The sequence below is a fragment of the Microcoleus sp. PH2017_08_TRC_O_A genome (assembly GCF_020738665.1).
Classification (GTDB): domain Bacteria; phylum Cyanobacteriota; class Cyanobacteriia; order Cyanobacteriales; family Microcoleaceae; genus Microcoleus.
This window is the reverse complement of the sequence record NZ_JAEQCE010000037.1, coordinates 56,806-70,336: the sequence shown is the minus strand read 5'-3', so window position 1 is coordinate 70,336 and position 13,531 is coordinate 56,806. Positions and strand designations below refer to the sequence as shown.

Below are 13,531 nucleotides of genomic sequence, written 5' to 3'. Positions count from 1 at the left end.
AGCGGCTGCTGTTAAGAAGCAAGTGGAAGTGACTCCCAAAGAAAAAAAGCGCTTGAATGTTCAGATGGATGAGTTATGGTCATTCGTTGATAGTAAAGGAAATCAGCAGTGTGTCTGGCTGGCATTGGATGCCCAGACTAGGGAAATTGTTGGTGTACATATTGGAGATCGTAGCGCAGTATCGGCTCAATCTTTATGGAATTCAATGCCACCAGTGTACCGTCAATGTGCAGTAATTTATACCGATCACGCTTTGTGCTTATGATTCTGTATTGCCCAGCAAACGTCATCACGCCGTGTAGATAAAGATAGTGGTTTTACTAGCTATATCGAGCGCTTCAACTGTACTATTCGACAACGAGTATCAAGGGTTGGTAAGAAAGAGCTTAGCCTTCTCTAAAAAATTAGAAAATCATATTGCTGCAATTTGGCGCTTTGTACATCATTACAATGATAATTTACAACTCTAAATGTCTACTTTTATTTGAATTCAGTTTTATTCTGTCGATCCTTTCCTTCAGGGCACTACCGGCACGGTGATGCCTTGCAGGGTAAGGCGGCAAAGATGCTGGCTGATGCAATCTTAGATCGTGACGAGGATTAAATGTTAGATGTCAGTGAATTGACGTGTCGTGACAGTTACTGAGAATTAGCTGAGAATCGGCTGAAAGATATATACCCAAAAATTCAGGAAATTATTAAGTTCATTTCAGGCGTGCTTAAAAAACCATTGCGATGATACTAATAACCCAAGTTGCTAGTAGCATTTTTCGAGTGAGAAGTTGGGATTTGGGAGCATCTATGTTCCCCAGTCCGCCAGTCGAAAACGAACTGCTAACTGACGTTAATAGTCGATCTTCTGCTGTGGATTTATTTTTATGAATGCCAACGATCTATTCTTGCTATTGCATCCTTTTTTCGCCGTTGCCGTAGTTTTCCCCCTCATCGGCATGGTAGTGAGAATGGCATGGCAAACCCGCCAACGACGGCTAGCTGTGGCAACTGGTGGGAAAAGTCAAATTCCTGGAGTTGTAGGCAAAGAGCACGTAGATTTGGGTCGATGGCTGAGCGGCTCGGTTGTAGTGCTGTCCTTAATTGGACTGGCACATCCGATCTTCTCAAAAATACTCGAACAACAAGCTTGGATTAAAGAACCATTTCGGGTGGTATTTATCCTGATGATGTTCGTCGCCACTAGCGGAGCGCTGTTCTTTTTATATCGATCGAGCGAAAAGATTTGGCTGGGCATATTTGCCACATTAACGGGAATGGGCTTAGTAGTGATCGGTTCTCAACCAGAGATCTATCGACGCGAATCTGAATGGTATGTCTCCCATTATTACTATGGGATCGTTGCTGCGATGTTAATGATTTTTTCATTAGCGATTATTCAAGATATTTATCGCGATCGCAGCAATCGTTGGCGCAACGTCCATATCATTCTCAACTGCTTGGCACTACTATTATTTATCGGTCAGGGGTTTACTGGCACGCGAGATTTGTTGGAAATTCCGCTGAGTTGGCAAAAGCCCTATGTAGAATCGCTATACAAATATGAATGTGACAAACAAACCTGTCTGGTACAACCTCAGTCTGCACCATCGATCCCAAAATAGTCGATCTTTATACTCGACTTCACTTCTAATTTTTACAACCCAATTCTAGGATTTACAACATGAAAGCTACTTCTTTTCTGCTGACAACAATCGCTCTGGGTACGATCGCCATCGCCACCGTTCCCTTCCAATCATTCACTCCTAATTCTCTCCAAGCATCTGCCCAAGAAGTTAAGATCGCTCAAACTGAAACTACGCAAGAAAAGATCGACCAAATTACAGCGGTTAAAGGTAAACCAGGTAGTGGAGACTTACTCCGCAAACTATATCCCAAAGATCTCAATCCAATTGGCGTGCAACCAGGTGGTGCGGGCATGGTAGTTAATCTTTACAGCAAAAACAATGACACTACACTTTCACTCTGTACTGTTTACGATGTGGTTGTGGCAGTCAAAAAAGGCAAAATTGCTAGGTTCAATCCCAGTGAAGTTAAGTAATATCCTCTGCGATCGATTCTAGAATTTAGTATTCTTAGTCTCTCGATCGAACTGGATGGTGGGCATTATCTTAACCAAAATCATCGGGTTTTCCGACGAGCGGGAGCTGTTGCCCACTATCTATATTTTAGCAAAATTTACTGCCATGAAAACTTGGATAAACCTGCTCTGAAGATCGTTGATGCCAACAAGTAATATCTATAACCAAAATAGAATTCAGTCAAATATTTGCCCATTAATTTGATTCTATTGGAAAGAAGCTATACCAACGAGGAATTAGAAAATGCTAGAAAATATACAAAAAATTTCCAATCCCATTATTAGATCGATCGCTGCTGGTATCTTTCTAGGCAGTTTAGTCACAATTCCTGCTGGACTTGCCTTAGAATTACTCAAATCTCCAAAGCAGACAACTCCCGAATCTGCAAGTAAGCTAGTTGTCTACACCTCGTTAGCGAGTTCTGTTATCGGTGCGGCGATCGGTTTGAGTTCGGGTAAGCGTAATAAAGATAATGAAGTTGAGTCTAACGATTTAGGCGATCGAGAATCATTAAATTCGGGATGGCATGATTGGCGAAAATTTATCGTCATGCGGAAAGTAAGCGAAAGCGATAATATTACATCTTTCTATTTACATCCTGAAGATAACGAGCCGATTCCGGCTTTTATGCCGGGACAATTTCTGACGATAAAACTCGATTTGCCAGAGCGAGCCGAGCCAGTAATCCGCACTTATTCTCTATCCGATTATCATCAATCTCCACTTTATTATCGCCTGTCGATTAAGCGAGAAATTGCACCAGTCGGTACCGATCTACCTCCAGGAATTGCTTCTAATTTTATGCACGATCGCATCCAAGAAGATTCGATAATTTGGGTAAAACCTCCGGCTGGCAAATTCGTACTCAATCTTCACCATCCCCAACCTGCGATCTTAATTAGTAATGGTGTAGGAATTACGCCGATGATTAGTATGGCAAAAGCGGCGATGCAACTAAATCCATTGCGACACATTTGGTTTTTACATGGTGCTAGAGATAGCCAAAATCATGCTTTTCGCGATGAAATTAATGCCCTCGCTGCCAGTCATTCTAATTTACATATTATCTACTGCTATAGCCAACCGATGGCAACAGATATCGGACATTATCACCAGCGTGGATATGTCGATGCTGCTCTGATTCAAAATATAGTGGCACCAGAAATGCAGCAATTGTGTGGTTCCACTGAAGCAGATTACTTTCTGTGTGGCTCGGCATCATTTATGGATGCGATTAGAAATGGATTGAGAACGTGGGGGGTAGCAGACGAGCGAGTAATGTTTGAATCCTTTGCCAAGGCAATGCCAAAACCAGCAAAAGCGGGTGAATCTGTAACCACAGCAACTAGCGATACTAAAGAAATTGTCTTCAGTAAATCTGGTCGAACTCATACTTGGAATCCTGCCGATGGGACGATTTTAGAGTTTGCCGAAGCAAATGGTCTGCGACCTGAATATAGCTGTCGTGCAGGGATTTGCGGTACCTGTACGTGCAAGATTGCTGAAGGAGAAGTGGAGTATCAAGAACAACCAAGTGCGACTGTAGAGCGAGGTTCGGTACTCATCTGTATTTCTCATCCCAAAACGGCAAGGGTAGTTCTCGATCTGTAGATTAATCCTATGAAAAAACGTTATTTTTTATCGGCTGGAATTGCGACGATTGGTTCGATTTGGTTGTCGGATTATTTACCGAACAAAGTTCAAGGAAAAACCATAAAAATAGCTGAAAATCATCAGTTTGCAATTATGAAAACAGAGCAAGAATGGCGGAAAATTTTGACACCAGCTCAATTTGAAGTGTTGCGTCAGCATGGCACCGAACGTGCGGGTAGTAGCCCCCTGGATTTGGAGCATGGTAACGGCACTTTTGCCTGTGCTGGCTGCAATTTGCCACTATTTACCTCTACTACTAAATATAACAGTGGTACGGGTTGGCCGAGCTTTTATGCCCCGATCGAGGGTGCTATTGGAACGACGATCGATCGAGCTTTTGCAATGACTCGAACTGAGGTACATTGTCGTCGCTGTGGCGGACATTTGGGGCATGTCTTTGCAGATGGCCCCAAACCGACGGGTAAACGCTATTGCATGAATGGGGTGGCAATGAAATTTATTGCAGCTTGACCAGCTTTTACGCAGTGGGCAGCGGAAGGTGCAGAGACAAATTTGCAGTAAGCTTTGCCCGAATCATACTACTGAGTGTATCAGTCCGATTTGCTGTCAAACTATCAATTCACAATAAAAATCATGAAACTGAATGAAAAAGTTGCTTTAGTCACTGGTAGTAGTGGCGGTATCGGTCAAGGTATTGCAATTCGATTGGCACAGGAAGGCGCGAAAGTTGTTGTCAATTATCGTTCCAATCCTGAAGGCGCGGAACAAACGCTGAAGGCAATTAATGAGATCGGCGGTAATTGCTTGATGGCTGATGGATTTTGCGATCGAGATCGGGGTTATAGTATCGGTGCAGATTTGGGAATGGTTGATGATGTACGGCGTTTAGTTGCTGAAAGTATCGAACATTTTGGCACGATCGATATTTTGGTTAATAATGCTGGGATTGAAAAACATTCTGACTTTTGGGATATAACAGAGCAAGATTTTGATGCGGTTATGAATATCAATTTCAAAGGAGTTTTCTTTGCTACACAGTTTTTCGTCAAACATCAAATCGATACGGGCAAAAATCGCGCCAGTATTATTAATATTAGTTCCGTTCATGAAGAATTACCATTTCCACACTTCACTACTTACTGTGCTAGTAAAGGTGCCGTGAAAATGATGATGCGAAATCTGGCGGTAGAGCTGGGAAGATTGGGTATTACTATCAATAATGTGGCTCCAGGTGCGATCGAAACGCCAATCAATCAACAGCTACTAAATAACCCCGCTCAATTGCAACCTTTGCTTAAAAATATTCCATTAGGTCGATTTGGAAAACCAGATGATATTGCGGCGGTAGTTGCTTTTCTAGCTTCAGATGACGCTCGGTATATCACTGGTTCGACAGTAGTCGTTGATGGTGGTTTGTTGTGGAACTATCAAGAACAATAGAGATGAAAACCATGCTTAACCAACATTACGATGTTATCATTATCGGCACTGGTGCAGGCGGTGGAACGCTGGCACATCATCTGGCTCCTAGCGGTAAAAAGATCTTAATTCTCGAACGCGGCACATTCTTACCTAGGGAAAAGGAAAACTGGAGTGCCTTGGAAGTCTACCAGCGAGAACGCTATCATACCCAAGAACAGTGGTTTGACAAATCCGATCGAGCCACGGTATGAAAGGCTAAATATGCCAGTCATAGAAACCAGTATCGACAAAGCTTGGGGATTTTTAACTTATTTTTTTCATACCCTGATTAAGCAACGCCGAAAAAGCTATTCGGAGGACACGGAAATTCGCAGGATGAGGTGAAAATTGAAGTGCGATCGCCGATATGGATTTTCCTCAAAGATATAATGATGGTTGGATCGCACTTTCTTACCCACCACCCAAAAAAACCGTGACCAAAACAGAAATCTTAGCAGCACTCAAAAATCTGACAGCAGAAGAACGCCTAGAAATCATCGAAACAGCTTCGCGGATGATGCGCGACGACATAGAACAAAAAGCCCAGCGCAAAGCCGAGAAAAAGCGCCAACTCAGAGCCGCAGCAGAAGCAGCAGTCAAGGATTATATGCCGGGAGGTGCTTTACATGATTTGTGGTCGCCAGACAGCGAACCATATTTTGAATCCGAGGAAGAATACCTGAACGCTGGGATAAAAACTAATGCGTAGAGGCGAAATCTGGCTGGTTACACTTGAACCTACTGTTGGTGCAGAAATCGGCAAAACCCGTCCCGCAGTTATTGTCAGCGATGAGACGGTGGGAATTTTGCTGCTTGAAGTGATTGTCCCCATCACTGACTGGAAAGAACGATATACAGAGAGAAATTGGATGGTTCGACTAGAACCAAGTAGCGAAAATGGCTTGGCTAAACTCTCAGCCGCCGACACTTTTCAAGTCCGTTCCGTTTCCCAACAAAGATTTGTCCGACAACTCGGAAGCCTTTCGGAAACAATTATGGAAGAAATTGCAGATACACTGACAATTGTGCTGGATCTGGATTGAATAACTAGCCAACAGCGTACAAATAGTGTTATTTATAAATAGATTGTATGGCGCGATGGCCTTAAATGATTCCTATACAACTTACACTCAAAAATTTTCTCAGCTATCGCGAAGCTGCTTTAGACTTTCGCGGACTTCACACTGCTTGCATTTGCGGGCCTAACGGTGCTGGTAAATCTTCTCTCCTAGAGGCGATCGCCTGGTCGCTTTGGGGCAGTTGTCGCAGCGATACAGAAGACGATATCATCCATATCGGCGAAATTGATGTCCGAGTTGATTTCACTTTCTCTACGGGCGGCCAAATCTACCGGGTGATTCGCAACCGCCGGCGCGGACAATCGGGAAGTTTGGAATTTCAAGTTAGCTTGAATTGCGCCGAAACTCAGGATGGACTCAGTTTTCGCACTCTCACTGACAAGGGGCTGAGAAATACTCAGCAGAAAATTCTCGAACATATCAAGCTAGATTACGATACTTTTATTAACTCGGCTTATTTGCGGCAGGGGCGTGCTGATGAGTTTATGCTCAAAAAGCCGATCGAGCGCAAGCAAGTTTTAGCCAACCTCCTCAAACTCGATCGATACGACACTTTATCCGAACAAGCCAAGGAAAAAGCCAGAGATTTTAAAGCCAAAGTCGAAGTCCTAAAACACGGCTTGCAGACAACCCAAGAGCAACTGCAACAAAAAGAAGCGATCGCATCCGAACAAATTCAATTGCAGCAAGCAACCGATTTGCTCTCTTCGCAGCAGCAAGCCGACACAGCACATTTGCAGCAACTGCAACTCCAGCACCACAACCGCCAAACTTGGCAAAAACTCCTCGCCGGCCACCAGCAACAACACTATAATATCTCTCAAGAATGCCGTCGCTTGCAGCAAGAACTCGCAGCCGCCAAGCGGCAGCAACACGAGCTGCAAGCCCTGCTCGCCCAAGAAAATGAGATAACAGCAGGAATTGCCTATTTTCAGAGTTTACAATCCACAGAAGAGACGCAGGCTGGAAAATTCAAAGCTCACCAACAAGCGCAAAATCAGCGCCAAAACTTGCAAGAACAGCAACGGCAAGAATTGAGCCTTTTGCAAAACAAAATTCAGCAGTTGCAAGCTCAATTAGATGTCTTAGAACAAGATGAAAAAGATGTTCTAGATGTTCTCAAGCAGCAGCCGGAGGTTGACAAAGGACTCGCACAGTTGCAAGCAGCCCGATCGCGCCTTAACGAACTAGAACAACTGCAACTGCAAGTTTCGCCGCTACTCCAACAGCAGCAGCAGGCGCAAACTAAGCTCGATCGCGCCCATGCCGGTTTAACCGCCCGCTTAGCCGAAATCAACCGACAGGTGCAAGTTCAGCAACAGCAGCGACAGCCGAAATTGCAGCAGGAAATCTCGGCCATCGCCCATCAAATTGTCCAGTTGGAAAACAAGCGAGTTTATCAGGAACGAGTCCGCGAAAAAGGCCAAGAAAGGCACAGCTTTCTAGAAAATCTGCAAGCTAAAAGCCGCGACTATCAAACCCGACTCGCGGAAATTGACCAAAAACTCCAACTGTTGCGGAAAAATGAAGCAGAAACTAGCGCGGGGGAAGGTAAAGCTGCCCAGTTTGGGGAAACTCAGGAAGCGAATTCGCCTTTAATTGTGCGCGATTCGGGTTTTGGCGCCTGTCCTTTGTGCGATCGACCTTTAGACGAACACTACTGGAATTTGGTAGTCACCAAGCACCACTCCCAACAGCAAGAAATCTGGAATCAACTGTGGGTTGTCCGCGAACAGTTGGCAGTTTCCGAGCGCGAAATTCAAGTCCTCAGACACGAATACCGCGAACTAGAACAGGAATTAGCGCCTTACCAAGAATTGCGGGAACGCCGCAGCCATTTGCAAGCTCAATTGGATGGCCTGGGCCAAGATGAAACTCGACTGCAAAGTATGCGTCAAGATGCTGCCCAAATCGAGCGGTTGTTGCGTACTGGCGAGTATGGATCTGATGATTTGAGGGAACTTCAGCAAATTGAACAGCAACTGCAACAGCTCAATTATAGCGATCGCAGCCACTCCCTCGCCCGCAGCGATGAAAAGCGTTTGCGCTGGGCGGAAATTAAGCAAGCTCAAATCAAAGACGCTCAGCAGAAACTTAATAAAATTAACAGCCGCCGCCCGGATTTGCAAACTCAATTAGCCGCCGTACAGCAACAGTTTGAACAGCAAAAAAATAGCTCGGAAATTCAGCAGCAAATTCTGTCTTTAGATAGATACATTGCGGAAGTTGGCTATAACTTGGAACAGCACGAACACGTCCGCAGCGAAATGCGTAAAACGCAATTTTGGATCGCCCGGGCTGAAAAATTGCGATCGGCAACTCAGCAATTCCCGCAAGTGCAGCAGCGGGTTAATGAAATCGCCAGTTCGATCGCCGTGCGCGATCGCGATTTGCAAGCTGTCACCGCTCAAAGTTCAGCGATGAACCAGCAGTTGCAAGAACATCCCGATCCGACTGCTCAAATAAGTGCGATCGAACAACAAATGGGCCGCCGCCGCCAGCAGCTAGACCAACATTTGGGAAGTCTCGGACGCCTCCAACAACAGCAGCAAAATCTGGAAGCTTTGCAAGTTCAGCTTGTAGCTCAAAAAGAGCAAATGCAGGTTGCTAAACGCCAATACAAAGTTTATCAAGAGTTGGGTCAAGCCTTTGGCAAGAACGGGATTCAAGCTTTGATGATTGAAAATGTTTTGCCTCAACTGGAAGCTGAAACCAATCAGATATTGTCGAGATTGAGCGCGAATCAGTTGCACGTACAATTTATTACTCAGCGGGCGGCTGCTTCTAAAAAAGCAACTAAATTGATTGACACTTTAGACATTCTCATTGCTGATGCTCGCGGTACTCGTCCCTATGAAACTTACTCGGGTGGCGAAGCTTTTCGGATTAATTTTGCGATTCGGCTGGCGCTGGCGAGATTGCTGTCTCAGCGGGCGGGTACGGCTTTGCAAATGTTGATTATTGATGAGGGATTTGGGACTCAGGATGCGGAAGGGTGCGATCGCCTGATTGCTGCAATTAATGCGATCGCCTCTGACTTCGCCTGCATCCTCACCGTTACCCATATGCCGCACCTCAAAGAAGCTTTTCAAGCCAGGATAGAAGTCACCAAAACTGCTCAGGGTTCTAGCCTGGCCTTGTCAATCTAGATGGATTATTCGATTTTCGATTTTCGATTTTTGATTGGCGATTGGCGATCGGACGGCGGTTGAAACCGCGTCTACACAGACGAAACCCGCCTCCGCGGGTTGAAGATCGGACGTACGGTTAAAATTATGTTATTTTCTTGACACCTCGGAGGCGGACTTCGTTTGTATAGGCTGCGATTGCAATACTCGGGACGCTCGCAATGATAAAAAAACGTTAACCCAAGCGTATTCTTGTATAGGCGCGAATTCCATTCGCCCGCTCTTCAACCCGCGGAGGCGGGTTTTGTTTGTATAGGCGCGAATTCCATTCGCCCGCTGTTCCTGTTCCCGATCGATTCGCTGTTCCCGATCGATTCGCTGTTCCCGATTCGCCCGCTCGGACTCATCCATTCGCCCGCTCTTTGATTCGCCCGCTGTTTGATTCGCCCGCTCTTAATTTCCCCGTCGGCTTTTTGGAGCTCCTGAGTTTGTTAGGCTAAATTAAAAATAAGATAATAAAATAAGAATGCCTGAAGCTATTTATATTTTTTTTATTTTCATGTCCGCTCCCTCGGAGTGTGTGTATTGCCACCGATGACAACAGACTCTTTCCACCTGTCTCTCCTAGAAAGGGCGATCGCAGCGTCGAGCAACAGCATCCTGATCGCAGATGCTGGCAGGCTCGACAGACCTATTATATATTGCAATCCTGCTTTTGAGAAACTGACTGGCTACACCCGGGAAGAAGTCATTGGACGCAACTGCCGGTTTTTGCAAGGCCCGGATACCGATCGCGCCGAATTAGACAGACTCCGCAGCAGTTTGCGATCGGGAACAGAAGTTAAGGTAATTCTCAAGAATTACCGCAAGGATAAAACACCTTTTTGGAACGAATTAACTGTTTCCCCCGTCCTCGATGGCGACGGAAACCTCACTCATTTTATCGGAGTTCAGAACGATATTACCCAAAGAGTCGCAGCCGAAACAGCCCTGCAAGAAAGCGAAGAAAGATTGCGGGCGATCGCTACTGCGACTCCCATTCCTACGATCATTACGCGCCGCTCAGACAGCACAATTTTGTACGCAAATTCTGCCCTCGGAGAAACTTTCGGTTTGAGTTCAGACAAGCTGATCGCTAGCAAAAAGATCGACTTTTATGCTAATGCGGGCGATCGCCATCAATTGCTAGAATCAGTCAAAAAACACGGCTTTAGCGACAGCGATCAAATCTGCCTCAAGAAAGCAAATGGCAGTTGCTTTTGGGCAAAGATGTCGATGCGAGCGATTAATTTTAAGGGCGAAGCATCAATTTTATCGTCATTTTATGATATTACCGATCGCGTAGAAGCAGAAACCGCACTCCGCCAAAGCGAAGCGAGGTTGCAAAAACTAGCCGCCAACGTTCCGGGAATGATTTATCAATTTCAGCTAGCAGCCGACGGCGCTGTGTCATTCCCCTACATCAGTTCTGGCTGTCGCGAACTCTACGAATTAGAACCAGAGGTGCTGCAAAAGTCAGCTATTCCTGCGATCGAAATGATTCACCCAGAGGATGCACAAAACTTCCACGAAACTCTGGCTATCTCAGCTAAAACTTTAGATCCTTGGCGGTGGGAAGGCAGATTAGTGTTACCGGGCGATCGCATCAAGTGGGTTAGCGGGGCTTCCAGACCCGAACTGAGCGAAAAAGGTGACATTATTTGGGATGGTTTGTTGATCGACATTAGCGATCGCAAACTTGCCGAATCAGCACTGCGACAAAGCGAAGCCCGATTCCAAAAAATGGCCGGCAACCTGCCGGGAATGATTTATCAATACTTGCAGCATCTCGACGGTACCAATGAATTCATTTATGTCAGTCCCGGCTGTTGGGAACTCTATGAATTAACTCCAGAAAAAGTTCAAAAAAACTCAAATTCAATGTGGTCGTTGGTGCATTCAGAAGACCTACAACCGATGCAAGAGTCACTCACAATTTGCGGGAAAAATTTACAACCTTGGAAATATGAAGGGCGGATCGTTACGCGATCGGGAAAACTGAAATGGATTCGCGCCATTGCTCGCCCCGAACTGCAACCGGGCGGCGAGATACTTTGGGAAGGGGTGACAATCGATATTAGCGATCGCAAGGTAGCAGAAATCGCCCTCAGCGAGTCAAAAGTTGCCCTGGAACAAGCCAATCAAGAACTAGAAAAGCGCGTCCTAGAACGCACAGAAGCTTTGCAAAAATCCAAAAAAATGCTGTGGTTGGTGATCGACAACATCCCTCAGTTAATCGCCTGGAAAGATCTAGATTCAGTTTACTTGGGAGGTAACAAAAACTTTGCCACAATCGCAGGTTTAAATCATCCCACTGAAATCACCGGTCTCACGGACTACGATATGCCCTGGAAGCCAGAAGAAACAAAATTTTTCCGAGATTGCGATTGCCGGATCATGGCAAAAAATACCGCTGAATATCACATTATTGAACCTCAAATGCAAGCCGACGGCACCCAGCGCTGGATGGATACAAATAAAATACCTTTGCACGACAACTACGGCAATGTCGTCGGCATTTTATGTACTTTGGAAGACATCACCGATCGGCTTTCACTTGAAGCTAAAGTCCGGGCCAGCGAGGAACTATTTCGCAAAATATTTGAAGATGCACCCATCGGTATCTATTTAGCCAATTTAGACGATCGCCAGTTGGTGCGAGTCAATAAAACTTACTGCGAAATGCTGGGATATACAGCAGCAGAATTGCTGAGTACAACATTCATAGAAATTGGGCATCCCGAAGATCGTCAAAACAATCTCGAAGCTGCTGCCGCTCTCAATCGGGGAGAAATTCCGAGCTATCAAATCGAAATTCGCCATATTTCGGCTACAGGTAAAACTGTTTGGGTAAATGTGACAGCTACTTTGATCCGAGACGGGGAAGGAAAAGCTATTTACAACTTAGGGATGATTGAAAATATTACTAACCGCAAAATTTCCGCAGCAGCACTCCAAGCTTCGGAATCTCAATTGAGAAAACAAGCAACTCAATTGCAAGAAGCCTACGAACAACTCCAACATACTCAAATCCAATTAATTCAATCAGAAAAAATGTCTAGCCTCGGGCAGATGGTGGCTGGTATCGCCCATGAAATCAACAATCCTGCAAATTTTATTAACGGCAATATTTCTCACACCAACATCTATTTTAACGACTTAATAGAACTTTTGAATCTCTACCAGCACTATTACCCGTCTCCTGCTCAGCAAATTACCGAAACACTGAAGCAAATAGAGTTTGATTTCCTCAAGGAAGACTTGCCCAAGATGCTAAATTCTATGAAAGTAGGAGTTGAAAGAATTAGTGATATTGTATTGTCGCTGCGGAATTTTGCGCGACTAGATCAATCAGAAATAAAGTTAGCAGATCTTCATGAAGGAATTGAGAGTACGCTGTTAATTGTGCAGCATCGATTGCACCACGACACTCAAGAAAAACGAATTGAAATCATTAAAGACTACGGAACTATATCGAAAATTTACTGTTGTGCGGGGCAGTTAAATCAGGTGTTTTTTAATATTATCAGCAATGCAATTGACGCTGTGGAAAACCGCAAACAACCCCGGACGATCGTGATTCGTACTGAAATGAAAAAAGCTGGGTTGAACAATAGTAAAAGCAATGTCGGCGAGTGCGATCGCGTGGTCATTTGCATCGCCGACAGCGGCCCTGGAATGACCGAAGACGTTAGCAAGCGCCTGTTTGACCCCTTTTTTACCACGAAACCGGTTGGGTCTGGAACAGGTTTGGGATTGTCCATCAGCCATCAGATTGTGGTAGAAAAACATAAGGGAAGTCTGCGGTGCATCTCAGCGCCCGGACAAGGAGCAGAATTCTGGATTGAAATTCCGGTTTCAACAGTTGACAGTTGACAATTGACAGTTGACAGTTTGAGAGCGACCTCTACCCTTAAGTCCGAGGATTGGAGTAATGAATACTCTGATTTTAATTTCTCCCGCTCCGGCGGGCGGGCTTTCAACCAATTCTTTCTGGTAAAGGATGGAAATTTAGATAAAACGTACGGTCTTCTTTTAATCCCCAATTGCCGTCGGTGCTTGAGTTATCAGGGTTTTGAATTAACGGCACTGAGACGCCGAAATTAATCTCATTTGT

General features: G+C 45.1%; 13 protein-coding genes. All 13 read left to right on the top strand.

The annotated features are described in order from the left end of the window. Positions 1–265: IS1 family transposase (locus JGK22_RS15315; protein ID WP_293207972.1), on the top strand; the 265-nt coding region annotated here is incomplete at its 5' end. Between the two features lie 470 nt (positions 266–735). After that, positions 736–882, top strand: a complete 147-nt coding sequence (locus JGK22_RS15310) for a hypothetical protein (protein ID WP_293207975.1) — start codon at positions 736–738, stop codon at positions 880–882. Then, positions 879–1,616 carry a DUF4079 domain-containing protein gene (locus tag JGK22_RS15305; RefSeq protein WP_293180524.1) on the top strand — a complete coding sequence of 246 codons (738 nt, stop codon included), beginning with the start codon at positions 879–881 and terminating at the stop codon, positions 1,614–1,616. The genes JGK22_RS15310 and JGK22_RS15305 overlap by 4 nt, the downstream gene beginning before the upstream one ends. 59 nt (positions 1,617–1,675) lie before the next feature. Next, entirely contained in the window at positions 1,676–2,053 is a 378-nt protein-coding gene (locus tag JGK22_RS15300; protein WP_293207978.1) for a hypothetical protein, read from the top strand. 283 nt (positions 2,054–2,336) lie between these two features. Further along, positions 2,337–3,704, top strand: a complete 1,368-nt coding sequence (locus JGK22_RS15295; RefSeq protein WP_293207981.1) for a 2Fe-2S iron-sulfur cluster-binding protein — start codon at positions 2,337–2,339, stop codon at positions 3,702–3,704. Between the two features lie 9 nt (positions 3,705–3,713). Further along, complete coding sequence (msrB, locus tag JGK22_RS15290) at positions 3,714–4,217, top strand: peptide-methionine (R)-S-oxide reductase MsrB (protein WP_363319228.1); 504 nt, start codon at positions 3,714–3,716, stop codon at positions 4,215–4,217. Positions 4,218–4,340: 123 nt separating this feature from the next. Further along, positions 4,341–5,147 (top strand): glucose 1-dehydrogenase, encoded by an 807-nt coding sequence (locus tag JGK22_RS15285; RefSeq protein WP_293180515.1) that lies wholly within the window; start codon positions 4,341–4,343, stop codon positions 5,145–5,147. An 11-nt stretch (positions 5,148–5,158) separates the two neighbouring features. After that, entirely contained in the window at positions 5,159–5,380 is a 222-nt protein-coding gene (locus tag JGK22_RS15280) for an NAD(P)-binding protein (RefSeq protein WP_293313125.1), read from the top strand. Between the two features lie 155 nt (positions 5,381–5,535). Further along, positions 5,536–5,877 (top strand): hypothetical protein, encoded by a 342-nt coding sequence (locus JGK22_RS15275; protein WP_293180509.1) that lies wholly within the window; start codon positions 5,536–5,538, stop codon positions 5,875–5,877. Next, positions 5,870–6,211 carry a type II toxin-antitoxin system PemK/MazF family toxin gene (locus tag JGK22_RS15270; RefSeq protein WP_293180505.1) on the top strand — a complete coding sequence of 114 codons (342 nt, stop codon included), beginning with the start codon at positions 5,870–5,872 and terminating at the stop codon, positions 6,209–6,211. Before JGK22_RS15275 ends, JGK22_RS15270 begins: the two co-directional genes overlap by 8 nt. A 65-nt stretch (positions 6,212–6,276) precedes the next feature. Continuing rightward, positions 6,277–9,396: an SMC family ATPase gene (locus tag JGK22_RS15265; RefSeq protein WP_293207984.1), complete on the top strand. Its 3,120-nt coding sequence runs from the start codon at positions 6,277–6,279 to the stop codon at positions 9,394–9,396. Positions 9,397–9,683: 287 nt separating this feature from the next. Next, positions 9,684–9,875 carry a hypothetical protein gene (locus JGK22_RS15260; RefSeq protein ID WP_293180499.1) on the top strand — a complete coding sequence of 64 codons (192 nt, stop codon included), beginning with the start codon at positions 9,684–9,686 and terminating at the stop codon, positions 9,873–9,875. A 94-nt stretch (positions 9,876–9,969) separates the two neighbouring features. Then, complete coding sequence (locus tag JGK22_RS15255; protein WP_293197035.1) at positions 9,970–13,290, top strand: PAS domain S-box protein; 3,321 nt, start codon at positions 9,970–9,972, stop codon at positions 13,288–13,290. Positions 13,291–13,531 lie beyond the last annotated feature (241 nt).